Below are 24,966 nucleotides of genomic sequence, written 5' to 3'. Positions count from 1 at the left end.
CAGCTGGCACCGCGCCTCCAGGCCGTCAGGCGGTTGCGTCGAGAGCCGCAGCCCGGTCAGCGCCACCAGGACGGGAACGACAGCACGATCGTGTCGACCAGTGCCTTGCGGGCCCGCCGCGGTCCGGCCAACCAGGCCTCGATCGCACCGACGAACCCCTGCGCGACGAACCCCGCGGCGACGTCGTCGAGCAGCTCGGGGCGGTCGCCCGCGTCGAGGGACCGGATGTGCTGCGCGCTCGACTCGGTGAAGTGGTCGACGAGGAGCCGGTGCAGCGAGGCGTCCTCCGGGTCCGGCAGGGCCTTCGCGTAGATGTCCCGGTGCGTGACCACGTGCTCGACCACGGCGTTGATGCCGCGACGGGTGATCGCCGCGAGCTCGTCCGCGCCGGCACCGCGGGCGGCGGCGGCACGTCGGGCCTCGGCGTCGTCCTCGCGGATGCGGTCGAGTTCCGGCGTGAGGACGTCGGCGAGGAGCGACCCGGGGGAGACGGCGTGCGAGTAGAAGGTCGCGCGGTTGATCCCGGCGGCGCGGGTGACGTCGGCGACGGTGATCCGGGACACGGGGCGGTCGGCCGCGAGCCGCATGATCGCTTCGCCGAGGGCGGCGGTCGTGTGCAGGATCCGGGCATCCACCATGACACCCACCCCCTTCTGATCCGTTTCTGCCCGGCCTCCCGAGCAGTCCGACGGTACCGCATGCCCCGAGCCGGGACCGTCCGTCGTGCGCAGAAACACGCTGGAATCGCACAGCCCGGTCATCGGGAGCGCTCACTCGCCCCGTAGAATGGTTCCGCGGGCGAATCGATTCGATTCGATCGACCCCGCGATCACCTCCATCCTCCCCTCACCGTCGAAGGACTCCTGCTCGTGACCGCGCCCGCCACCACCGGTTCGCTCCGGGTCGTCCTGCACCCGGGAGACTCGCTCTCCCGCAGGCAGCGACTCGTCTACGTCTTCGTCCTGGGCGCGCTCACCGCGCTCGGGCCGTTCACCATCGACCTCTACCTGCCGGCGTTCCCGTCGATCAAGGACCAGTTCGGCATCACCGACGGGGCCGTCCAGCTCACCCTGACGGCGACGACGCTCGGGTTCGCGATCGGGCAGCTGCTCGTCGGCCCGTGGAGCGACAAGGTGGGCCGTCGCCTGCCGCTCATCATCGCGACGTCGGTGCACGTCGCGGCCTCGGTCGGCGCGGCGCTCGCGCCGAACGTCGAGGTCCTCGCGCTCTTCCGCGTGCTGCAGGGGATGGGCGCCTCGGCCGGCGGCGTCGTGGCGATGGCGACCGTGCGCGACCTGTTCGGTGGGAAGCCGCTCGTCCGGATGCTGTCCCGCCTGGCGATGGTGAACGGCCTCGCGCCGATCCTCGCGCCGCTCATCGGCTCCCAGATGCTCCGGTTCGTCAGCTGGCACGGGGTGTTCGTGTTCCTCGCCTGCTACGGCGCCGCCGTCGTCCTGGCGTCCGTGCTGCTCATCGTCGAGACCCTGCCGCCGGCCCGTCGGCACGAGTCCGGCCACTCCACCATGCGGCAGCGCTACCGCGCCCTGTTCTCGGACCGCATCTTCGTGGGGGTCGCGCTCATCGGGGCGATGGTCTTCAGCGGACTGTTCTCCTACCTCAGCGCGTCGCCGTTCCTGTTCCAGGGCCTCTACGGCCTCGACGCGCAGCAGTACGGGTTGCTCTTCGCGGTGAACTCCGTCGGCGTCGTCATCGGGGTGCAGGTGTCGGCCCGGCTGGCGCAACGCGTCGGGCCGCAGTGGATCCTGGCGTGCTCGACCGCGACCCTGTTCCTCGCCGCGGTCGCGATCATGGTCCTCGACCAGCTCGGTGCGGGGCTCGTCGGCGTGCTCATCCCGCTGTGGTTCTTCATCGCCGCGTGCGGGTTCTCGTTCCCGCTCGTGCAGGTCATCGGCCTCGCCGCGCACGGGAAGGAAGCGGGCACCGCCGCCTCGGTGCTCGGTGCGCTGAACTTCGGCGTCGCCGGGATCATCTCGCCCGTGGTCGGGTGGATCGGCATCACGACCGCCACCCCGATGGCCGCGGTGATGGCCTGCACGTCGGCGGTCGGCATCGCGCTCCTCTGGGGCGTCGTCCGCCCGCGGACCGTGCCGGCGCTCACGCACTGACGGATTCGTTCCACCGCCGGATTCGTTCCACCGCGGGCGACGCGTCCATAGGCTGAGGCCATGAGCGACGCGGTGGACCAGGCCCGAGCAGCAGCAGCGGCGGCGCGGTCCGCCGCGGACGAGGCACGGCGGCTCGCCGACGAGGCCGCGGCGCGGGCCGAGGAGCTCGCCGCGGCGCTCGAGGCGGCCGCCGAACCGGTGCCGGACGCGGACTCCGCACCCACGGCGGTGGAGGCGACCACCCCGGAGGCCGCGGCGGCGTCGACGACCGGCGCCGTGCCTCCAGGCGGTCCCCTCGGTGAGGCGGCGGTGACCGCCGTCCGCGACGGGTACACCGTCGAGGGCAGCGCCCTGCAGCTCGGGGCCCTCGTCAACGGTGCGGCCCGGCCCGACGTGCAGGTCCGCATCCCGCTCGGCATGCTCAACCGGCACGGCCTGGTGGCCGGAGCGACCGGGACCGGCAAGACCCGCACGCTGCAGGTCCTCGCGGAGCAGATCGCCGCGAACGGGGTGCCCGTCTTCGCCGCCGACATCAAGGGCGACCTCTCCGGGCTCGCCGTCGCGGGGCAGGCGAACGACAAGCTCCTCGCACGCACCACCGGGATCGGCCAGACGTGGCAGGGCGTGGCCAGTCAGGCCGAGTTCTACTCGCTCGGCGGCCAGGGCACCGGGGTGCCGGTCCGTGCCACCGTGTCCGGCTTCGGACCGCTGCTGCTGTCGAAGGTCCTCGGGCTGAACGCGACCCAGGAGTCCTCGCTCGGACTCGTGTTCCACTACGCCGAACGGGCCGGGCTGCCCCTCGTCGACCTGTCCGACCTCCGGAGCGTCCTGACGTTCCTCGTGAGCGACGCGGGCAAGGGGGAACTCGCCGAGCTCGGTGGGCTGTCGAAGCAGTCGGCCGGGGTGATCCTCCGCGAACTCATCACCTTCGCCGACGCCGGAGCCGACCGGTTCTTCGGCGAGCCCGAGATCGACACGCAGGTGTTCCTCCGCACCGCCGCCGACGGCCGGGGGATCGTCAGCCTGCTCGAGGTCCCCGGGGTGCAGGACCAGCCCGAGGTCTTCTCCACGTTCCTCATGTGGCTGCTCGCCGACCTGTTCAACGAGCTGCCCGAGGTCGGCGACCAGGACAAGCCGAAGCTCGTGTTCTTCTTCGACGAGGCGCACCTGCTGTTCAGCGGGGCCTCGAAGGACTTCACCGACCAGATCATCCGCACCGTCCGGCTCATCCGGTCGAAGGGCGTGGGGATCTTCTTCGTCACCCAGACCCCGAAGGACGTACCGAACGACGTGCTCGCGCAGCTCGGCTCCCGCATCCAGCACCAGCTCCGCGCGCACACCCCGGACGACGCCAAGGCGCTCCGGGCGACCGTGTCGACGTACCCGACGAGCGACTACGACCTGGGGGAGGTCCTCACCTCGCTCGCCACCGGCGAGGCGATCGTCACCGTGATGAACGAGAAGGGCGCGCCGACCCCCGTGGCGTGGACGCGTCTGCGTGCCCCCGAGGGGTCGATGGACGCGATGCCCGCCGACGAGATGGCCGCGCGGGTGCAGGCGTCGCCGCTCCTGGTGACCTACGGCACCGCGCTCGACCCGGACTCCGCGTACGAGATGCTCGCCCGGCGGATGGAGGCGGCCGCTGCCGAAGCGGCGGCGGCCGATGCGCAGGAGGACGCGGCGCAACGCGCGGCCGACGCCGAGGAGGAAGCGGCCCGTGCCGCGGCGACGGCCGCGAGGGAAGCCGCCGCCGCGGAGAAGCAGGAGGCGCGGGAGCGTGCCGCCGCCCAGAAGGAGTACGAGCGGGCGCAGCGGGAGTTCGAGCGCGCCGAGCGGGCCGCCGACGCCCGTCGGACGAAGCGGACCTCGTCGCGCTCGACGTCGCGGACGACGAGCTCGCGGAAGGCGAACGACCCGCTGTCCGACCTGCTCGGGTCGGGGCTCGGCGGAACGATCGCACGGGAGGTCGTGCAGGGGATCTTCTCGACGCTGCGTCGGCGGCGCTGAGCGGGTCAGACGCCGAGGAGGCCGACGGTCTCGACGAGCAGCAGCCCTGCCACCGCGACGACGGCCAGTGCGCCGACCACGACGTACGCCGCGCGCTGCTCGTACCAGGCACGGCTGGCGGGCCAGCGACGTGCGAACTCCCGCGCGGGCACCGGACGGGCGTCGTCCGACACCCGGGCCCCGACCGCCTCGACGACGCGGTCGATGCCCTCGTCGCCCCAGACGTCCGCGCGCAGGCGGAACAGCGGCCGGCCCGTGGCGTCGACGGCGACGAGCTCGCGGGTGGTCCGTTCGACGGCGGTGCCGTACGTGGTCGCGAGGACCACGCTGTGCACCCGATCGCGGGCGACCCGGCGCTGCGGGGTGACGACGCCACGCACCGTGATGCCGGCGGGGTCGATCCCGATGAAGGCCGTGCCGAGCCGGACGAACACGATGCCGACCAGCACCGCGACGACGATCACGACCGTGGCGACGAAGGTCCAGAGGCGCAGGGGGAGGGCGACCCACACGAGCGCGACGGCGAGCGGGACCGCGGAGAACACGACGCTGAGGATCGTCGAACGCACCAGCGAGCGCCGTGGTCGCACGACCACGTCGTAGGCGGTGCCGCGCTGGCGTGCAGTCGCCGGCGCCGTCAGGTCCCCCACGTGGACTCCTCGTCCCTCGAGTGCCCGGGCAGCACTGAACGCCCACCCGGGGAGCGACGCCCCTGCCGCTCCGTGCACCGTGTCCGACCCGTCCCAGGGTCGTCCGTCCGGGCAGTCTAGGCGACTCACGGGTATCGAGGACAGCCCGTTCCACCCCTGCACGTCGTTTCGCGGCCAGTCCATGGCGAACGGGGTGCAGTGCGGTCCGCAGGGTGGGGGACCGATGACGGCCTCGGACCCCGGAAAACGACGAAAGCGCGTGTCCTGGAGGAGCACGCGCTGTCGGTTCGTCGGCCCGGATACGGCCGGCTGGCGGAGAATGGGGGATTCGAACCCCCGAGGGCTTGCACCCAACACGCTTTCCAAGCGTGCGCCATAGGCCACTAGGCGAATTCTCCTGGCGCCGTCTCGCGACGACGACACCCAATGGTACAGGTCTTCCGGGGTGTGCACGACCACGGCCGTCCACAGCGCCGTCTGCTCTCCACAGGTCGGTCCGCTCCCAGTGGTCGCGACGGGGGCGCGGCTAGCCTGGGTCCCGTGTCGACCCGCATCTACATCACGTCAGCAGAAGGACACACGGGCAAGAGCACCGTCGCCCTCGGTGTCCTCGAGACCCTCGCGCGCTCGGTCGGACGGGTCGGCGTGTTCCGGCCGGTCGCCCGCTCGGTGGACGAACCGGACTACGTCCTCGAACTCCTGCTCCAGCACACCGCGGTCGGCATCCCCTACGACGACGCGGTGGGCGTGACGTACGACGACGTGCACGCCGACCCGGACGCGGCACTCGCCACGATCATCACCCGCTTCGCCCAGGTCGAGCGGCAGTGCGACGCCGTCGTCGTCCTCGGGTCGGACTACACCGACGTGGGCAGCCCCACGGAGCTGTCGTTCAACGCGAAGGTCGCCGCCAACCTCGGCGCACCCGTCCTCCTCGTGCTCGGCGGTCGCGACGCCGCCGAACACGGCCCGCGTTCGCCCGAGGACATGGCCCAGGTCGCCGACGTGACCACGAGCGAGCTCCGCGCGGCGCACGCACAGCTGTTCGGCGTGATCGTCAACCGCGCGGACCCGGACGCCCTCGCCGCCGTCGTGGCGAGCGTGGAGCAGGCCGTCCGCGACGACCACCCGGACCTGCCCGTGTGGGCGATCCCCGAGGACCGCGTCCTCGTCGCCCCGACCGTGCGGGCGCTGCTCCAGGCGACCGGTGCCACCCTCGTGCGCGGCGACGAAGCGCTGCTCGACCGTGAGGCGCTCGGCACCGTGGTCGCCGGCATGAGCATGGAGAACGTGCTCCCGCGCCTCATCGAGGGCGGCATCGTGGTCGTCCCGGGGGACCGCAGCGACGTCCTCATCGCCACCCTCCTGGCGAACCAGTCCGAGACCTTCCCGAGCCTCGCCGGCGTGATCCTCAACGGCGGGTTCGAGACGGCCCCGCAGATCTCCCGGCTCCTCGAGGGGCTGTCGAGCTCGCTGCCGATCGCACAGAACGACCTCGGCACGTACGACACCGCCCTCCGCATCACGCAGACCCGCGGCCGGCTCGCGGCGGACTCCCCGCGGAAGGCCGACCTGGCGCTCGCGCTGTTCGAGCAGCACGTCGACGCGGACGCCCTGCGCGACCGCCTGCAGCTCACCCCGTCCGGCGTCGTCACGCCGCTCATGTTCGAGCACGGGCTGCTCGACCGGGCGCGCGGGTACGGCAAGCGGATCGTGCTGCCGGAGGGCGACGACGACCGGGTCCTCCGCGCGGCCTCGACACTCCTGCAGCGGCAGGTGTGCGCACTGACGATCCTCGGTGACCCCGCCGCGATCCGCACGCGTGCGACGGAGCTCGGCCTCGACCTCGAGGCCGCGCAGCTCGTCAGCCCGTTCGACCCCGAGCTCCGCGAGCGCTTCGCCGCCGAGTACGCGACGCTCCGGGCGCACAAGGGCATGAGCATCGAGCTCGCGCGCGACACCGTCACCGACGTGTCGTACTTCGGCACGATGATGGTCCAGCTCGGCCTCGCCGACGGCATGGTCTCCGGGGCGAAGCACACCACGGCCCACACCATCCGGCCGTCCTTCGAGATCATCAAGACCCGACCGGACACCTCGATCGTGTCGAGCGTGTTCCTGATGGCGCTCGCGGACCGGGTCCTCGTCTACGGCGACTGCGCGGTCATCCCCGACCCGACGAGCGAGCAGCTCGCCGACATCGCCATCTCGTCGGCGGAGACCGCGACCCAGTTCGGGATCGAGCCGCGCGTCGCGATGCTGAGCTACTCCACCGGTGACAGCGGCTCCGGCGCCGACGTCGACAAGGTCCGTGCCGGCACCGCGTTCGTGCGCGAGCGCCGTCCGGACCTGCTCGTCGAGGGGCCGATCCAGTACGACGCCGCGGCCGACCCGACGGTGGCGAGCACGAAGATGCCGGACTCGCCGGTCGCCGGCCACGCCACGGTCTTCATCTTCCCGGACCTCAACACCGGCAACAACACCTACAAGGCGGTGCAGCGCTCGGCCGGCGCCGTCGCGATCGGACCGGTCCTGCAGGGACTCCGCAAGCCGATCAACGACCTGTCACGTGGCGCGCTCGTCGGCGACATCGTGAACACCGTCGCGATCACCGCGATCCAGGCCGGCACCGCGTCCGACGCGGCCTGACCGACCGACCCGCACCGCGCCTCCAGTCCGGCCCACCGGCCATGAACAGAAAGCGACACCACCCGTGACCGCAGCCCTCGTCGTCAACTCGGGTTCGAGTTCGTTCAAGTACCAGCTCATCGAGCTCGAGGGGGAGCGCACGCTCGCCTCCGGGCTCGTCGAGCGCATCGGCGAGTCGTCGGGCGTGTGGAAGCACACCAACGCGCTCACGGGGGAGTCCTCGTCGAACGACTCGGCCGCGGTGCCGGACCACGCCGCCGGGTTCCAGGCGATGATCGACGCGTTCGGGAAGGTCGGGCCGTCCTTCGACGAGTACCCGCCCGCGGTCGTCGGCCACCGAGTCGTGCACGGCGGCACCAGTTTCGACACGGCGACCGTCGTCACGGACGACGTCGAGCGCGAGATCGAGGAGCTCAGCAGCCTGGCGCCGCTCCACAACCCGGCCAACCTCGAGGGCATCCGCGCCGCGAAGCAGGTCTTCGGGGACGTGCCGCAGGTGGCCGTGTTCGACACCGCGTTCCACCAGACGATGCCGCCGCAGGCCTACACCTACGCGATCCCCGCCGACCTGGCGGCGAAGTACCGGATCCGCCGCTACGGCATGCACGGCACGAGCCACAAGTACGTCTCCGAGCAGACCGCGGAGTTCCTCGGCCGCCCCCTCGGCGAGCTGAAGACGATTGTCCTGCACCTCGGCAACGGGGCATCGGCCGCCGCCATCGACGGCGGACGGTCGATCGAGACCTCTATGGGCCTGACCCCGCTCGAGGGCCTGGTGATGGGGACCCGCTCGGGCGACCTCGACCCGGCCGTGCTCATCCACCTCCACCGCGAGGCCGGGCTCTCCTTCGACGAGCTCGACACCATGCTCAACAAGGAGTCCGGGCTGCTCGGCCTGACCGGCAACGGCGACATGCGGGACGTGCAGGACGCCGCGCTCAACGGGGACGACGAGGCCGAGGCGGCGCTCGCCGTGTACCGGCACCGCATCCGTCGGTACGTGGGCGCCTACACGGCGCAGCTCGGCGGGCTGGACGCGGTCGTCTTCACGGCGGGTGTGGGGGAGAACAACGCGCTGCTGCGCCGGCGGGTCCTCGCCGGGCTCGGCCACCTCGGCATCGAGATCGATCCGGACCGCAACGAGCTGGCTTCCCGGGAGGCGCGGCTCATCTCCGCGGACACGTCGCGTGTCGCGGTGCTCGTCATCCCGACGAACGAGGAGCTCGAGATCGCCCGGCAGTCGGCTGCGGTCGCGCTCTGAGGGACGGGCGGTGTCTCCCGGGGCCGGCGGTGTCTCGCGGGCGCGGGCGGGCGCTCAGCTCAGTGCGGACAGGGCGGCCGGGATCGGGGTGTCGCCGCTCGTGACCTCGAACTGCACGCCGACCGCGGTGTCGTCGAGGAGCGCGTGCAACACCACGGCGGCGACGTCCGCACGGGGGATCGACCCGCGCGGCACCGTCCGGCCGACGTCGACCGTGCCCTGCGGCGGGGTGTCGAGCAGACCGCCCGGACGGACGATCGTCCAGCGCAGACTGCGGGCACGGAGGTTCGCGTCCGCCTCGGCCTTCGCACGCAGGTAGACCTGGAACACGTCGGCCTCGCTGCGAGCGGGCACCACGGCACGCTCCGGATCGTACGAGTCCGCCGCCATCGCCGAGATCATCACGTAGCGCGCGATCCCCGCGCGTTCGGCCGCATCGGCGAGCAGGATCGCTCCGTCGCGGTCGACGCTGAGCTTCCGCTCCGCGCCGCTGTTCGGTCCGGCGCCGGCGGCGAAGACCACGGCGTCGACCCCGCGGAGCCGGAGCGCGAGGTCGTCGTCCCCGAGCTGCTCGAGGTCCGCGACGATCGCCCGCGCGCCCTGCTGCTCCACGTCGGTGACGTGGGCGGGGTTCCGGACGATCGACACGGCGTCGTGGCCGGCGTCGGTCACGAGGCGGGCGAGGAGCAGTGCGATCTGGCCGTGTCCTCCGGCGATGGCGATCTTCATGTGTCCGATTCTGCCCGTCCCGTCCGGTAGACTTCTCGGCGGCTCCTCACGTGACGCCATCCAGGCCAACTCCCCCAGGGCGGAAACGCAGCAAGGGTAACCGGGCTCTGGCGGGTGCGTGGGGAGTCTTTTTCGTTCCGTCACGACACGTTCGGTGTCCGTTTCGTAACGGGTTGCGGACAGCAACCTGATCATGTGTAAAGATCAGCCCCAGGAATCCCCAACCAGGATTCCGATCCTCCACCGCCTCACCAGCGGAGGAGTTCCGGATCAGGTGGCGGGCGTGCCCGCCAGGAAAAGAGACACGCATGCGCAGGCACGCGTCGCTTCGGGGTACCCGCGTACCCACGACGGCGAACAACTGGACACGACGGATCATCGCTGCTGGCGGCCGAGCTCGACGACGAGCAACGGACGACCGGCGTCTCCTCCTGCGTGGCGGCGTCGTCGCCACGGTGACGGCGCTGGTCGCCGCCACCGTGGCGATCCAACCCGCGGCGGCCGCCCAGTCCGACGTCTCCCAGGCCGAGGGCGTCCTGCTCAGCGGCTCGGGCATCGTCGACGTCGACACCCTGGCGCAGCTCGGCGGTGCCTACTCCGCGCGCGGCACGACGACGGGTGGCGGCACGACGAACCAGCCGCTCGACCTGACGGCGCTGAGTGCGGTCGGGGTGGACCTCGGCAACGACGTGAACCTCCTCGGGCCGAACGGCATCCTCACCCTCGGGGTCGACGGCCAGTACGCCACGACCTCGGCGAACGGGGCCACCGCGTCGTCCGGTCTCCTGACCAACGACGGCGGCATCGGCGTCGGCACCGGATCCGGCACCGGAGCGGCGACGCTCGACCTCAACTCCCTGTTCTCACGGGTGGGCGCCGACACGACGGTGCTCTCGAACGCACAGCTGCAGGTCGGAGCGCTCGCCTCGACGCTGTCCGCCACCCGCGGCACCACGGTGACCACCTCCAGCGACTACCGGATCGCCGGAGCGAACCTCTCGCTGACGAGTCCCGCGGTCGCGGGCCTGACGACGTCGCTCCGGACCGAACTGCGGAACGTCTCGAGCTCGGTCAACGGCGTGCTCGGCACCGACGGTGTGCTCGCGGGGACGACGACCGCGGTCACCAGCCAGATCCAGCAGCTCCTGCGGCAGGCGCTGCTCGGGCTCGTGACCGTCAACGGCACCACGGTGACGGCGACCGCGAACCTCAACCTCGACGGCACGCTCGCCCAGGTGCTGCAGCAGCCGCTGACGGACGGTGCGGTGACGATCACCCCGGCGACCGGCACGATCACGGTGGACCTCGACGAGCTGACGACGCTGAACGACCAGCCGGCGAACACGCCGGTGCTGACGGCGGCCGCGGTGACCTCGATCAACCGGAGCATCGCCACGATCCTCGGGACGCAGCTGCCCACGGCCCTGCAGACCGCGGTGGTCAACACCATCAACTCGACCGCCGTGCGCGTGAACGTGGCGACGAACGTCTCCGCCCTCGGAGCCTCCGCGGTCGCGATCGGTCTCCGCGCCGACACGACGCTCGGGGCACTCGCCGGCACCACGACGGCGACGCCGACGATCACCGCGACCGGCAGCCTGCTCGGTCTGCCGCTGCCCCTCGGCACCGTGCTCGCCCCGGTGGTGAGCGGGATCCTCGTCCCGACGCTCCAGACCGCGCTCCGGCCACTGGTCGGCGGCACCGCCCTGACGTCCCTCGGCACCACCCTGACGGACCTCACCACGGCGGTCTCGACGCTGCTCTCCCCGGTCGTCCTGCTCCTCCGTCAGGTGATCGACCTGACCGTGAACGCGCAGGACACCACCACCGGGTTCCGGGACGCCCGCGGGTACGACCCCGGAGCACGGAGCGTGCACGCCCTGCGGCTGTCGGTCCTGCCCGGCCTGAACGCCGCGACCGTGGACCTGGCGACGTCGACGGTCCGGGTGACCGCGTTCGCCACGCCGACCATCGCCGCGCCGACCGCGAACCAGGTGTTCAGCGTGCCGACGGCGTCCTCGACCCGCAGCGTCACGGTGAGCGGTGCCGGTGAGCCCGGTGCCACCATCGCGGTGACCCTCGGCGGCGGCCGTACCGGCACCGCGACGGTCGCGGCGAACGGCACGTGGACCACCACCATCGCGAACGTCCCGACCGGTTCGTACACCGCCACCGCCACGCAGACCGTCGGGGGGACCGCCGCGGGCTCGGCCACGCAGCAGTTCTCCGTCGTCGCGCAGCAGGCGTTGACGATCACGTCGCCGACCACCGGCCAGACCTTCACGACGACCCGCACCACCGCCCCGGTGACGCTGACGGGCACCGCGACCCCGAACGCGCGCATCGACATCGACCTCGGTGGCGGCGTGACGGCGACCGGCACGGCGAACGGCGCCGGCGCGTGGAGCGTCACGGTGCCGGCGGTCCCGGTCGGCAACCAGACGGCGAGCGTCACGCAGACGGTCGGCGACAGCACCTCGGCCCCGGCGACCCGCGCGTTCCGCGTCGTGGCCGCCGCGACCCTGACGGTCGACACCCCGACGGCGGACCAGGACTTCCTGCTCGCCGGCGACACCCGTGACGTCCCGTTCTCGGGTGCCGCGCAGCCGGGTGCCCGCATCGACGTGGACCTCGGCGGTGGCCGCACGGCGACGACCACCGCGAACGCCGGCGGGACCTGGTCCACCAGCGTCACCGGTGTCCCCGTGGGCGACTACACGGCGAACGTGACCCAGACGGTCGGTTCGTCGACGAGCACCCCGGTCACGCGTGACTTCACCGTCACCGCGGCCCCGACGCTGACGATCGACGCGCCGGAGGACGGCAGCACCATCACCGTCGCCGACGCCACGTCGACCACGCTGGTGACGGTGTCCGGCACCGCGGCGCGGAACGCGCAGGTCACGGTCGGCATCGGCGGGTCCTTCACCGTCGTCGTCACCGCGGACGACGACGGCGCCTGGACGGCCACCTTCCAGGGCGTCCCCGTCGGAGACCGCACCGCCACCGCACGGCAGACCGTCGGCGGCACGACCTCGGGCCCGGTGACCTCGGACTTCACCGTGGCCGCCGGTGCGCCGATCGCGATCACCACGCCGGAGCCCGGCGTCACCGTGACGGTCCTCGACGCGAACACCACGACGGACCTCGACCTGGCCGGCACCGCCGAGCCCGGCGCGGACGTCACGGTCTCGCTCGGCGGCGGGCTGACCGCCACCGCGACGGCGGACGACGACGGCGCGTGGACGGCCACCGTCCAGGACGTCCCCGTCGGCCGGTACACGATCGCGGCCACGCAGACCGTGAACGGCACCACCTCGCCGGCCGTGCGACAGGCCGTGACCATCGCCGCCGGCGCCGGTCTCGTCGTGTCCTCGCCGACGCAGGGGAGCACCACCGCGGTCGCGACCGACGACTCGACGATCGACGTCGACGTGTCCGGTACCGCCGAGCCCGGGGCGGACATCAGCGTGGTCCTCGACGGCGCCGACGACCCGGTCACCACGACCGCGGACACCGACGGCGCCTGGACGGTGACCCTGTCGGACGTCGGCACCGGTGACCACACCGCCGCCGTCACGCAGACCGTCGGGGGTGCGACCTCCGCCGCCGTCGACCGGGACTTCTCCATCGAGGCCGGCGACGACGTCGTCATCGAGTCGCCCACCGCGGCCCAGCAGGTCCCCGCCGGTGCGGGCGGCCAGGTCGACGTCGTGGTGCGCGGCACCGCCGAGTCCGGGGCGAGCGTCGCGGTCACGGTCGACGACGGTGACCCGGTCGACGTCGTCGCGGACGCCTCGGGCAACTGGGCGACCGACCCGGTGACGCTCGGCATCGGCGAGCACACGGTCACCGCCGTGCAGACCGTGAACGGCACGACCGGTCCGACCGTCACGCGCGACTTCACCGTCGTGCCCGGGACGGCCGTCACGATCGAGTCGCCGGCCGTCGGGTCGCGCTTCGTCGTGACCGACGCCGACGCCACCGCGACGGTGACGATCTCGGGCTCCTCCGAGCCGAACGCCGACGTCACCGTCTCGCTCGGCCCGGACACCCGGTTCCGGACGACGGCGAACGGCGACGGCGCCTGGACCGTCGACGCCACCGGTCTCGCCCCCGTCGGTCCCTACACGGTGAACGCGAGCCAGAGCGTCGAGGACGTCGTCACGAGTGCGATCCCGACGACGTTCGAGGTCGTCACCGCGGAGCCGCTCGCCATCACGGCACCGACCACCGCGGCGATCCCGGTCGCCGGTGCGGACGTCGAGCGCGACGTCACCGTCTCGGGGACCGGCCAGCCCGGCGCCGCCGTGACCGCGACGACGGCCGACGCCGACGACCAGCTGACGACGGTCGACCCGGACGGCACCTGGTCGGTGACCTTCCCGGACCTCGGGGTCGGCACGCACCCCGTGTCGGTGACGCAGACGCTCCCGGGAACGGTCTCCGACCCCGCGGAGTCGGACCCGGTCACCCGCACGATCACGATCGAGGCAGCGGACGCGGTGCTCGTCACCTCGCCCGACGCGGACGACGTGCTCCTGGTGCCGGATGCCGACGCCACGCGTGACGTGACGGTCTCCGGCACGGCCGAACCGGGCGCTCCGGTCACGGTGCGCCTCGGCGACGACGAGCTGACCACGAGGGCCGACGGTGACGGCGACTGGACCGTGACGTTCGGCGAGGTCGGTGTCGGTACCCCGACGCTCACCGCCGGCCAGACGGTGAACGGCACCACTGCCTCCAGTCCGGAGCAGACCGTGACGGTCCGCGCCGCGACCGCACTCACCCTCACCACGCCGGAGGACGGCGACGTCCTGACGGTGGCGGACGCGGCCGGCACGGCCGACGTGCGCGCCGCCGGACGTGCGCAGGGCGGGGCCACGGTCACCGTGACCCTGTCGAACGGCGACTCCGACGAGGTCGTCGCCGAGACGGACGGTGGGTGGGCGACCACCTTCACGGACGTCCCGGTCGGCGACTACACCGTCCGCGCGACGCAGGTCGTCGAGGGCCAGACGTCCGCACCGGTCTCCGCCGGGGTCTCCGTCCGGGCCGGCGCGCCGCTCGCGGTGACGACGCCCGCCGGGCCGACGTCGGTCACGGTCGCCGACGACGACGCGACCACCGACGTCGACTTCGCCGGGACCGCCCAGCCGGGTGCCACCGTCACGGTGGACCTCGGCGCCGGCGGCAGGGCCACGGCACCCGTCGGCGAGGACGGCAGCTGGTCCACCACCGTCGAGGACGTGCCCACCGGTTCGTACACGGCCGAGGTGACGCAGACGGTCAACGACACGACGAGCGCAGCGGTCCGACGACCGGTGTCCGTCGTGGCCGCCGCGGATCTCACGATCCGCCAGCCGGGCGACGACCCGATCACGGTCGCGGACGGCGACGCCACCACGACCGTGACGGTCGCCGGTGACGCCGAGCCGGGCGCCACCGTGACGGTCACCGTCGACGACCGGGACCCGGTCGAGGTCACCGCCGGCGACGATGGCAACTGGACGCTGGACGTGCCGGGCCTCGACGTGGGCACGCACGACGTCAGCGTCACCCAGACGGTCGACGGCTCCACCTCGACCACCCCGGTCGAGTCCACCGTCGTGATCGAGGCGGGCGACCCCGTGCGGGTCACCGAGCCGACGGCCGGCGCGGAGTACACGGTCGCCGGCGAGGGTGCGACCACCACCGTCGACGTGCGCGGCACCGCCGAAGCCGGTGCGACCGTCGTCGTCGACCTCGGTGGTGGACGCAGCGAGTCCACCGCGGCGAACGACCGCGGCGCCTGGAGCGTCTCGGTGCCGGACGTCCCCGCGGGGACCCCGACGGTCAGCGTGACCCAGCGGATCGGTGACACCGTCTCCGCCCCGGTCACCGTCGCGATCCGCGTGCTCGTCGCCGATCCGATCACGATCGCCGCCCCGGCCGACGGTTCCACGGTGCGCGTCGCGCAGCAGGACTCCGTCGCGACGGTCACCGCGAACGGTGCGGCGGAGTCGGGCGCCGACGTCCGGGTCTCGGTCGACGGGGGAGACCCCGTGACGGTGACCGCGACGGACGGCGGCACGTGGACGCTCGACCTCGAGGGTCTGGCGGTCGGAGCGCACACCGTCCGTGCCACCCAGACGGTCGAGGGCTCGACGTCCGCACCGGTCAGCACCACCTTCACGGTGGCGCCGGGCACGGCGCTCACGGTCGACACCCCCGCCGACGGCGACACCGTCACCGTCCCGGCCGGCACCACGGACGCGACCGTCCCGGTGAGCGGACAGGGACAGGCCGGCGGCACCGTCCGGATCGTGGTCGACGGCGGCACCCCCGTCGACGTCCCGGTCGGGACCGACGGCCGCTGGTCGACCGAGGTCACCGGGCTCGACGAGGGCGACCACACGATCGTCGTCACGCAGGTCGTGAACGGCACCACGTCGTCGCCGATCGAGCGCGACCTGACCGTCGAGGTCGCCGAGGCCGACGCGATCGTCATCACCTCGCCGGTGAACGGCACCGCGTACCGCGTCATCGGCGGCACCACCGACGTCCGGGTCGAGGGTGTCTCGGCACCGAACGCCCCGATCTCGGTCAGCGTCGACGGCGGGACCCCGGTCACGACGACGGCGAACGGTGACGGCGAGTGGGCCGTGACGCTCCGCGCGGTCGGCACCGGCACGCACACCGTCGCCGCGACGCAGACAGTCGGTGGGGACACCACCGCCGCGCCGGAGGTCGGCATCTCGGTGGCCGCGGCCACGCCGGTCCGGGTCACGAGCCCGACCGACGGGCAGGTCGTCCCGATCACGGGCGGCACGACGTCGATCCCGGTGAGCGGCACGGCCGAGCCCGGGGCGACCGTGACGGTCTCCCTCGGCGGCAGCACCGTGACGACGACCGCCGGCGGCGACGGCTCGTGGACGGTGACCGTCGGGGACGTCCCGCCGGGCACGCACACGGTGTCCGTGACCGAGACGGTCGGCGGACGGACCTCCGAACCCGTGACGAGCACCGTGCGGGTCGTGGTCGCACAACCGACCGACGTGACCATCACGAACCCGCAGCCCGGGCAGCTCATCCCCGCCGACGGCACCGGTGACACCGGTTCGTTCACGGTGACCGGGCACGCGACGCCGGGAGCGACGGTGACGGTCCGGCTGTCGAACGGACAGGTCCGGGTCACCACCGCCGACGCGAACGGCGACTGGAGCGTCTCGTTCGACCAGGTGCCCGAGGGCGACTGGACGATCACGGCGTCCCAGTCGGTGAACGGCACGACGACGGTCTCGCAGCCGGTGCCGATCGTGGTCTCCGACGTCGACCCGCTCACGGTCACGTCGCCCACGCCGGGTGCCCACCAGACGGCTCCCGCCGCCGGCTGGGTCGACTGGCTCGTGACCGGGACCGCCGAACCGGGTGCGACCGTGACGGTCGTCGCGGGTGACGGGACGCCGGTCGTCACGACGGCGGACGCCGACGGCACCTGGTCGGTCGTGCTCCGCCTCGGGGTCGCCCAGCACATGATCCGGGTCACCCAGACGGTCGACGGGGCGACGTCGGCAGCGCAGTCGGTCCCCGTGGTCGTCGATGCAGCAGACGACCCGGGCACGCCGGGAACGCCCGGCACGCCGGGCACGCCGGGCACGCCGGGCACGCCGGGCACGCCGGGCACGCCGGGCACGCCGGGCACGCCCGGCACGCCGGGGACGCCTGGTGCTCCGGGTCTCCCCGGGGGACCGGCTGGCACCGGCTCCGGCACGGGCGCCGGTGCCGCGTCGGGCACCGGCGGGCTCGCCTTCACGGGTGCCGACGTCGCCCCGCTCGCGGGTGCGGCCGGCGGCCTGGTGGTCCTCGGGTTCCTCCTGCTCGGCCTGTCGCGCCTGGCACGTGGCTTCCGCCGTCGCGGGCGCGCCTGACCCGCGCCGTACCGCTGGCACCGCGCCTCCGGTTCCGTCATCTGGACGGACTGGAGGCGCGGTGCCGTCCGTGCGCCCGGGCCGCTCCCCACAGGTGGTCACGCCCGGCGACGCGGTGTCGGTCGTCCCGGCTACCCTTGGGGCGTGGTCACCGCTCTGTATCGCCGTTACCGGCCCGAGAACTTCGCCGAGCTGATCGGACAGTCGCAGGTCACCGATCCGCTCCGGACGGCGCTGCGCACGAACCGGGTGAACCACGCGTACCTGTTCAGCGGTCCGCGCGGCTGCGGCAAGACGACGTCCGCCCGCATCCTCGCGCGCTGCCTGAACTGTGCCGAGGGCCCCACCGACACCCCCTGCGGCGTGTGCCCGAGCTGCGTCGAGCTCGCCCGCGGCGGCAGCGGCTCGCTCGACGTGATCGAGATCGACGCAGCCAGTCACAACGGTGTCGACGACGCCCGTGACCTCCGTGACCGCGCGGTGTTCGCGCCGGCCCGCGACCGCTACAAGATCTTCATCCTCGACGAGGCGCACATGGTGACGCCGCAGGGCTTCAACGCCCTCCTCAAGCTGGTCGAGGAACCGCCGGAGCACGTCAAGTTCATCTTCGCGACGACCGAGCCCGAGAAGGTCATCGGCACCATCCGGTCGCGCACCCACCACTACCCGTTCCGCCTCGTCCCGCCCGCCGCGATGCTCGAGTACGTCGAGCAGCTCTGCACACAGGAGTCCGTGACGGTCGCGCCGGGTGTCCTCCCGCTGGTCGTCCGCGCCGGCGGCGGCTCGGTCCGCGACACCCTGTCCCTGCTCGACCAGCTCATGGCCGGCAGCGAGGACGGCGCCATCGCCTACGAGCGTGCGGTCGCACTCCTCGGGTACACCGACTCCGCGCTCCTCGACGACGTCGTGGACGCGCTCGCCGTGGCCGACCCGGCGTCGGCCTTCGCGGCGATCGACCGCGTCGTGCAGACCGGGCAGGACCCGCGTCGCTTCGTCGAGGACCTCCTCGAACGACTCCGTGACCTCATCGTCGTCGCTGCCACGAACGAGAGCGCCGCGGCCGTGCTGCGCGGCATCTCGCCGGACGAGCTCGACACGATGACCCGTCAGGCCGGCGTCTTCGGAGCGACCGGGCTCTCACGTGCGGCCGACATCGCGAACCGGGCCCTCACCGACATGACCGGTGCGACCTCGCCCAGGCTCCACCTCGAGCTGATGACCGCGCGGATGCTCGTGCCCGAGGCCGACGACACCCAGCGCGGTGCGCTCGCCCGGGTCGAGCGGCTCGAGCGTCGTGTCGGCGTCGGGGACGCCGGCGGACACCAGGCCGGCCCGGAGACCATGCCGGCATCGTCGGCCCCCGCGTCGCGCCCGCCGGTCGCAGCGACCGCGCCGGTCGCAGCACCTGCGCCCGTCGCAGCACCGGCTCCCGCAGCTGTCGCACCCGAGCGTCCGGTGGCGGCGCAGCCCGTGCCGTCGACACCGGCCGCCCGTGAGCTCGAAGGCACCCCGACGGCAGACGCCGGCGACGCCGCGCGCGACGCCGCAGCGTCCTGGGCCGCCGTCGTGCCGAGCGCACCGGAGGCACCGTCGGACCACCCCTCGACCGCCGCACCCGCGACGCCGTCCGGCACGGCCAACACGTCCTCCACCGGACAGGGCACGGCTGCCGGTGACGAGCCCGCCGTGCGGCCGATCGGTGCCGTCGGCTTCCAGCAGCTCCGCGACTCGTGGCCGCAGATCGTCGAGCACGTGCAGCGCGCGAAGCGTTCGGCGTGGTCGGTCGTCGTCACCGCGCAGGTCACCGCCCTACGTGAGGACGTCCTCACCCTCACGTTCCCGAGCCAGCAGGACGTCGCCTCGTTCAAGGAGATGTCCGACCCGGCGACGAGCGTCAGCGAGCTCCTGCGGTCGGCGATCGTCGACGTGCTCGGACTCCGCGTGAAGTTCGTGGCGCGTGGGCCCGGCGGACCGGGACAGCAGCGTCCCGCGCAGCCCCAGGCGCCCCAGTCGCAGTCGCAGTCGCAGTCGCAGTCGCAGTCTCCCTCGGCGGGGACTCCGGCTCCCGCAGCGCCGGTCGCTCCCGCTCCGCAGGCCGCTCCCCAGCAGGCCGCTCCCCAGCAGCCCGCGCCGGAGCAGGTCGTGCCGCAGCAGTCCGCTCCGACGCAGTCGGCGCCGCAGCAGTCCGCCCCGCAGCAGCCTGCGCAGGCCTCACCCGCGCCGGCCGCGAAGCCCACGCCTGAGCCGTCCGGTGCCCCGGTGACCGAGTGGGCCGTCGCCACCATCCCCGCGACGGACCCGACGGCGGGTGCGGCGCCCGCGGACGGCGAGCGCTCCTGGTCGGCGCCGTTCGGCACGACGGACACCGGCGAGCCGGTCGCCCCCGCGGCGACCGTCTCCGACCCGGCGGCGGACGCCGCCCTCGCGGCGCAGCTCCGCCCGGCCTCGTCGCTGAGCGCAGCCGCACCGGTCGCCCCCGCGACGGCCGCTCCGGCCGCTGCTCCGACGGACGGTGCCGAAGCCAGCGGTGCCGGAGCCAGCGGTGCCGGAGCCGGTGCAGCGGAACCGCAGCCGGCGTCGACGACGGGAGCCGTGCCTCCAGGCCGTCCGGTGTCCACCGCGACGCCCGTCGACGACGTGCCGGTCGACGACTACCCGCTCGACGACGACCCGTACGGTGACGGCGACCCCTACCCGGACGCCGCCGGCGGCCCCGCCGCCGCACCGGTGCGACCGGTGACGGCTCCCGCGACGCGCAGTGCACCGCCACAGGGCCCGTCGGCGCAGGGCGTGGCACCGCAGGCCGCAGCGCCGCAGGTCGCGCAGCGGACGGCACCGCAGCGGCAGGCCGCACCCCAGGTCCGTCGGACCCCGGTGGCAGGTCGGTACGGCGAGGCCGTCGTCCGTGAGATCCTGAACGCTCAGTTCATCGAGGAGACCTCCCTCCACGAGGAAGGCGCCTGATGTACGACGGCATCGTGCAGGACCTCATCGACGAGTTCGGTCGCCTCCCCGGCATCGGACCGAAGTCGGCGCAGCGCATCGCGTTCCACATCCTCCAGACCGAGTCGTTCGATCCGAGCCGGTTGTCCGAGCTGTTGTCGGACGTCAAGGAGCGGGTCCGCTTCTGCGAGATCTGCGGCAACGTCACCGAGAACGTCCAGTGCAGCATCTGCCGTGACCCCCGCCGGTCGCCGGCGGTGATCTGCGTGGTGGAAGAGGCCAAGGACGTCGCGGCGATCGAGCGCACGCGGGAGTTCCGCGGGCTGTACCACGTGCTCGGCGGCGCGATCAGTCCGATCGACGGCATCGGCCCGGACGACCTCCGCATCCAGCAGCTCATGACGCGGCTGGCCGACGGCACCGTGGACGAGGTCATCATCGCGACCGACCCCAACCTCGAGGGCGAGGCGACGGCGACGTACCTCAGCCGGTTGCTCGTCCCGATGGGCATCCGCACCACCCGCCTGGCCTCCGGACTGCCGGTCGGCGGTGACCTGGAGTACGCCGACGAGGTCACCCTCGGGCGTGCGTTCGAGGGCCGCCGCGTCGTCGGAGGCTGACCGCCGGGCCCATGTGGAGCGCCCGACCAGTGCTGGCGTCCATCGGCTTCCACGCAGGATCGTTGCGTCTGCGCCCGCTCTGACGCAACATCCGCGAAACACCGTCTACCATTGTCAAACCGCGTCACAGTCGCGGGAACGTCGTCTCCGGGAGTACCAGCCAGTGGCCCTGATCGTGCAGAAGTTCGGTGGATCGTCCGTCGCGGACGCCGAGAGCATCAAGCGCGTGGCGAAGCGGATCGTCCAGACGAAGAAGGCCGGCAACGACGTCGTCGTGGCCGTGTCGGCGATGGGTGACACCACCGACGAACTCGTCGACCTCGCACACTCCGTGACGCCGATCCCGGCCGGCCGCGAGCTCGACATGCTGCTCACGGCGGGGGAGCGCATCTCGATGGCGCTGCTGGCGATGGCGATCAAGAGCCTCGGGGTCGAAGCGTCGTCCTACACCGGCAGCCAGGCGGGCATGCTCACCGACGCCCAGCACGGCAAGGCCCGCATCGTCGACGTCACGCCGAAGCGCGTGCGCGAAGCCCTCGACGCCGGGCACGTCGCGATCGTCGCCGGCTTCCAGGGCTTCAACCGCACCACGGGCGAGATCACGACGCTCGGCCGCGGCGGATCCGACACGACGGCGGTCGCGCTCGCGGCCGCGCTCGACGCCGACATCTGCGAGATCTACACCGACGTCGACGGCATCTTCACCGCGGACCCGCGTGTGGTGCCGAAGGCCCAGAAGGTCGACCGCATCACCAGCGAGGAGATGCTGGAACTCGCAGCCTCCGGTGCGAAGGTGCTCTACATCCGTGCCGTCGAGTACGCCCGTCGGCACGGCGTCACCCTGCACGTCCGCTCGTCGTTCAGCAACGCCGAGGGAACCATCGTCTACAACCCTGCAGAGGGGGAAACCGTGGAAGAACCGATCATCACCGGCATCGCCGGAGACCTCTCCGAGGGCAAGATCACCGTCGTCGGCGTGCCCGACACCCCCGGCAAGGCAGCGGAGATCTTCACGATCGTCGCCCGCGCCGGCGCGAACATCGACATGATCGTGCAGAACGTGTCCGAGGCCGTCACCGGTCGCACGGACATCTCCTTCACGCTGCCGAAGGACCAGGGTCAGGGTGTCCTCACGGCGCTCGAGGTGGCCAAGGCCGACATCGGGTACGAGGGCATCCAGTACGACGACCAGATCGGCAAGCTCGCCCTGGTCGGCGCCGGCATGCGGACCAACGCGGGCGTCTCCGCGGCGCTCTTCCGCGCCCTGCACGAGGCGTCGATCAACATCGAGATGATCTCCACGTCGGAGATCCGCATCTCGGTCGTCACCCGCGCCGACACCCTCAACGAGGCGATGCGCGTCGTGCACAAGGCGTTCGGCCTCGACGCCGACTCGGAAGCCGTCGTCTACGCCGGCACCGGCCGCTGAACCAGCAGGAGCAGAGCATGAGCACCCTCACCGTCGCCGTCGTCGGCGCCACCGGCCAGGTCGGTGCCGTGATGCGCCGTCTCCTCGAGGAGCGCGCGTTCCCGGCCGACCGCGTCCGGTTCTTCGCGAGCGCCCGGTCCGCCGGCACGACCCTGCCGTTCCGCGGCGAGGAGATCGTCGTCGAGGACTCGGAGATTGCCGACCCGTCCGGCATCGACATCGCGCTGTTCTCCGCCGGGGCCACCGCTTCCCGTGCGCTCGCACCGAAGTTCGCCGCCGCGGGGGCACTCGTCGTCGACAACTCCAGTGCGTGGCGGATGGACCCGGACGTCCCGCTCGTCGTGAGCGAGGTCAACCCGCACGCGATCGACGCCGCGCCCAAGGGCATCATCGCGAACCCGAACTGCACGACGATGGCGATCATGCCGGTCCTCAAGGTGCTCGACACCGAGGCGGGTCTCCGTCGACTCGTCGCCACCACCTACCAGGCGGTCTCGGGCTCCGGACTCGCCGGTGTCGAGGAACTCCTCGGCCAGGCGAAGGCCGCGCTCGAGCAGGACACCGCGGCCCTCACCCACGACGGGTCCGCTGTGACGTTCCCGGAGCCGGTCAAGTACGTCCGCCCGATCGCCTTCGACGTCATCCCGCTCGCGGGCAGCATCGTCGACGACGGGTTCGGCGAGACCGACGAGGAGAAGAAGCTCCGCAACGAGAGCCGCAAGATCCTCGAGCTCCCCGACCTGCTCGTCGCCGGCACCTGCGTTCGCGTGCCGGTCTTCACGGGGCACTCGATCTCGGTGCACGCCGAGTTCGACCGCACGCTGACCCCGGAGCGTGCGACGGAGGTCCTCGCCGACGCGCCGGGCGTCGAACTCTCCGAGGTCCCGACGCCGCTGCAGGCGGCCGGTCAGGACCCGACGTTCGTCGGGCGCATCCGTGCGGACCAGTCGGCTCCCGAGGGACACGGCCTGGTGCTCTTCGTCAGCAACGACAACCTCCGCAAGGGCGCTGCGCTCAACGCGGTGCAGATCGCCGAGACGATCGTCGCGCGCCGGTCGGTCACCGCGTAGGCACGCCGGGGCCCTCGGTGCCCCGGCGCACATCCCACGCGGCTAGGATCGACGGGTGGCAGTGAAGCAGGTGGACCCGATCGACGTCGTCCTGGTCGGGGGAGGGATCATGAGCGCCACGCTCGGCGCCATCATCCACCGGTTGGAACCCTCCTGGAAGATCCGCGTCTACGAGCGCCTCGGCACCGTCGCGCAGGAGAGCTCGAACCCGTGGAACAACGCCGGGACCGGGCACTCCGCGCTCTGTGAGCTGAACTACACCCCCGAGCTGCCGGACGGGCGCGTCGACATCGCGAAGGCCGTCACGGTCAACGAGCAGTTCCAGGTGTCCCGGCAGTTCTGGGCGCACCTCGTCGAGACGGGCGCGCTCCCCGAGCCGTCGAACTTCATCAACCCGACGCCGCACATCTCCTTCGTGTGGGGCGCCGACAACGTCGAGTACATGCGGAAGCGGTACGAGGCCATGAAGGACCACCCGCTGTTCGCGGGGATCGAGTTCTCCGACGACCCGACGCAGATCCGTCAGTGGGCCCCCGCGCTCATCCCGGGTCGCAAGAAGGACCAGCCGATCGCGGCGACGTACTCGGCGGCCGGGTCGGACGTCGACTTCGGGTCCCTCACGCGGCAGCTGTTCGACCAGCTCGAGATCGACGGGGTCGAGTTCGAGCCGTCGCACCAGGTGACGAAGCTGACCCGGTCGAAGACTACCGAGGGCTGGGTCATCGACGTCCGCAACGACGTCGGCCGGTCGACGCAGCGCATCGCCGCGAAGTTCGTCTTCGTCGGCGCCGGCGGCGGGGCACTGCACCTGCTGCAGAAGTCCGGCATCCCGGAGATCCGCGGCTACGGCGGGTTCCCTGTGTCCGGCGAGTTCCTCCGGACGGACGACCCCGAGGTCGTGCAGAAGCACTCGGCGAAGGTCTACGGCAAGGCGAGCGTCGGTGCTCCGCCCATGTCCGTGCCGCACCTGGACACCCGGATCGTCGACGGCGGCTCGTCGCTCATGTTCGGCCCGTACGCCGGGTTCAGCCCGAAGTTCCTCAAGCAGGGCTCGGTCCTCGACCTGTTCAAGTCCATCCGGCCGCACAACCTCCGACCGATGCTGAGCGTCGCGTTCTCGAACTTCGACCTCGTCCGGTACCTCATCGGGCAGCTGCTCGCGTCGAAGCAGACGAAGTTCGATGCGCTGCGTGACTTCATGCCGAGCGCCGAGCCGGAGAACTGGCACCGGATCACGGCGGGGCAGCGCGTGCAGGTCATCAAGCCGGACAAGGCCAAGGGCGGCGTGCTGCAGTTCGGCACCGAGGTCATCACCTCCGCCGACGGTTCGATCGCCGGGCTCCTCGGTGCCAGCCCGGGGGCCTCGACGGCCGTGCCGATCATGCTGAGCATGCTGCAGAAGTGCTTCCCGGAGCGCTGGGACCGTTGGGAATCCGCGGTGCGCGCGATGGTCCCGACCTACGGGCAGGACCTCGGCAGCGACCCGGCGCTCGCGGACGAGACGCTCGAGCGCACGGCGAAGGTGCTCGGCCTCCACCACTGAGCGGCCCGCAGGGAGTGCGCGGCCTGCAG

At 72.4% G+C, this 24,966-nt stretch carries 13 protein-coding genes, 1 tRNA gene and 1 other RNA gene; 11 read left to right on the top strand and 4 right to left on the bottom strand.

What is annotated here, in order from left to right:
* Positions 1 to 56 precede the first annotated feature (56 nt).
* Positions 57 to 638: a TetR/AcrR family transcriptional regulator gene (locus DEJ28_RS12455; RefSeq protein WP_181433745.1), complete on the bottom strand. Its 582-nt coding sequence runs from the start codon at positions 636 to 638 to the stop codon at positions 57 to 59.
* A gap of 231 nt (positions 639 to 869) precedes the next feature.
* Here DEJ28_RS12455 and DEJ28_RS12450 point away from each other — a divergent pair, with 231 nt between their 5' ends.
* Positions 870 to 2,126 (top strand): multidrug effflux MFS transporter, encoded by a 1,257-nt coding sequence (locus DEJ28_RS12450; protein ID WP_111115976.1) that lies wholly within the window; start codon positions 870 to 872, stop codon positions 2,124 to 2,126.
* A gap of 60 nt (positions 2,127 to 2,186) precedes the next feature.
* Positions 2,187 to 4,133, top strand: a complete 1,947-nt coding sequence (locus DEJ28_RS12445; RefSeq protein WP_111115977.1) for a helicase HerA-like domain-containing protein — start codon at positions 2,187 to 2,189, stop codon at positions 4,131 to 4,133.
* 5 nt (positions 4,134 to 4,138) lie between these two features.
* Here DEJ28_RS12445 and DEJ28_RS12440 read toward each other — a convergent pair whose 3' ends face one another.
* Both DEJ28_RS12440 and DEJ28_RS12435 read right to left on the bottom strand, forming a co-directional pair.
* Positions 4,139 to 4,783 carry a hypothetical protein gene (locus tag DEJ28_RS12440; protein ID WP_111115978.1) on the bottom strand — a complete coding sequence of 215 codons (645 nt, stop codon included), beginning with the start codon at positions 4,781 to 4,783 and terminating at the stop codon, positions 4,139 to 4,141.
* A 310-nt stretch (positions 4,784 to 5,093) separates the two neighbouring features.
* Positions 5,094 to 5,181, bottom strand: a tRNA-Ser gene (locus tag DEJ28_RS12435).
* Positions 5,182 to 5,323: 142 nt separating this feature from the next.
* Here DEJ28_RS12435 and pta point away from each other — a divergent pair.
* Entirely contained in the window at positions 5,324 to 7,432 is a 2,109-nt protein-coding gene (gene pta / locus DEJ28_RS12430; RefSeq protein ID WP_111115979.1) for a phosphate acetyltransferase, read from the top strand.
* Between the two features lie 64 nt (positions 7,433 to 7,496).
* Entirely contained in the window at positions 7,497 to 8,693 is a 1,197-nt protein-coding gene (locus DEJ28_RS12425; protein ID WP_111115980.1) for an acetate/propionate family kinase, read from the top strand.
* A gap of 54 nt (positions 8,694 to 8,747) precedes the next feature.
* Here DEJ28_RS12425 and DEJ28_RS12420 read toward each other — a convergent pair whose 3' ends face one another.
* Positions 8,748 to 9,422, bottom strand: coding sequence for an SDR family oxidoreductase (locus DEJ28_RS12420; RefSeq protein ID WP_111115981.1), 675 nt, complete (start codon positions 9,420 to 9,422; stop codon positions 8,748 to 8,750).
* A gap of 37 nt (positions 9,423 to 9,459) precedes the next feature.
* On the opposite strand from DEJ28_RS12420, the gene ffs reads away from it, so the two are divergent.
* The 7 genes from ffs (at position 9,460) to DEJ28_RS12385 (ending at position 24,937) form a co-directional block, all read left to right on the top strand.
* Positions 9,460 to 9,556: signal recognition particle sRNA small type (ffs, locus tag DEJ28_RS12415), an RNA gene on the top strand.
* Positions 9,557 to 9,730: 174 nt separating this feature from the next.
* A complete protein-coding gene (locus DEJ28_RS12410) occupies positions 9,731 to 17,332 on the top strand; it encodes a choice-of-anchor G family protein (RefSeq protein ID WP_111115982.1) in 7,602 nt (2,533 codons plus the stop codon).
* 144 nt (positions 17,333 to 17,476) lie between these two features.
* On the top strand, positions 17,477 to 20,296 hold the full coding sequence (locus DEJ28_RS12405) for a DNA polymerase III subunit gamma and tau (RefSeq protein WP_111115983.1): 2,820 nt from the start codon (positions 17,477 to 17,479) through the stop codon (positions 20,294 to 20,296).
* Positions 20,296 to 20,895 carry a recombination mediator RecR gene (gene recR / locus DEJ28_RS12400; RefSeq protein WP_111115984.1) on the top strand — a complete coding sequence of 200 codons (600 nt, stop codon included), beginning with the start codon at positions 20,296 to 20,298 and terminating at the stop codon, positions 20,893 to 20,895. The genes DEJ28_RS12405 and recR overlap by 1 nt, the downstream gene beginning before the upstream one ends.
* Positions 20,896 to 21,058: 163 nt before the next feature.
* Entirely contained in the window at positions 21,059 to 22,324 is a 1,266-nt protein-coding gene (locus tag DEJ28_RS12395) for an aspartate kinase (RefSeq protein ID WP_111115985.1), read from the top strand.
* 17 nt (positions 22,325 to 22,341) lie between these two features.
* Positions 22,342 to 23,394 (top strand): aspartate-semialdehyde dehydrogenase, encoded by a 1,053-nt coding sequence (locus DEJ28_RS12390; RefSeq protein WP_111115986.1) that lies wholly within the window; start codon positions 22,342 to 22,344, stop codon positions 23,392 to 23,394.
* 55 nt (positions 23,395 to 23,449) lie between these two features.
* Positions 23,450 to 24,937 carry a malate:quinone oxidoreductase gene (locus tag DEJ28_RS12385; RefSeq protein ID WP_111115987.1) on the top strand — a complete coding sequence of 496 codons (1,488 nt, stop codon included), beginning with the start codon at positions 23,450 to 23,452 and terminating at the stop codon, positions 24,935 to 24,937.
* Positions 24,938 to 24,966 lie beyond the last annotated feature (29 nt).

The sequence above is a fragment of the Curtobacterium sp. MCPF17_002 genome (genome assembly GCF_003234115.2).
Lineage (GTDB): Bacteria > Actinomycetota > Actinomycetes > Actinomycetales > Microbacteriaceae > Curtobacterium.
The sequence above is the reverse complement of the archived record's forward strand: the minus strand, read 5'-3'. Positions and strand labels throughout refer to the sequence as shown.

Coding starts and splice junctions, on each gene's coding strand:
- DEJ28_RS12455 (WP_181433745.1), bottom strand. CDS start 638: ATGGTGGATGCCCGGATCCTGCACACGACCGCCGCCCTCGGCGAAGCG.
- DEJ28_RS12445 (WP_111115977.1), top strand. CDS start 2,187: ATGAGCGACGCGGTGGACCAGGCCCGAGCAGCAGCAGCGGCGGCGCGG.
- DEJ28_RS12420 (WP_111115981.1), bottom strand. CDS start 9,422: ATGAAGATCGCCATCGCCGGAGGACACGGCCAGATCGCACTGCTCCTC.
- DEJ28_RS12410 (WP_111115982.1), top strand. CDS start 9,731: ATGCGCAGGCACGCGTCGCTTCGGGGTACCCGCGTACCCACGACGGCG.
- recR (WP_111115984.1), top strand. CDS start 20,296: ATGTACGACGGCATCGTGCAGGACCTCATCGACGAGTTCGGTCGCCTC.
- DEJ28_RS12390 (WP_111115986.1), top strand. CDS start 22,342: ATGAGCACCCTCACCGTCGCCGTCGTCGGCGCCACCGGCCAGGTCGGT.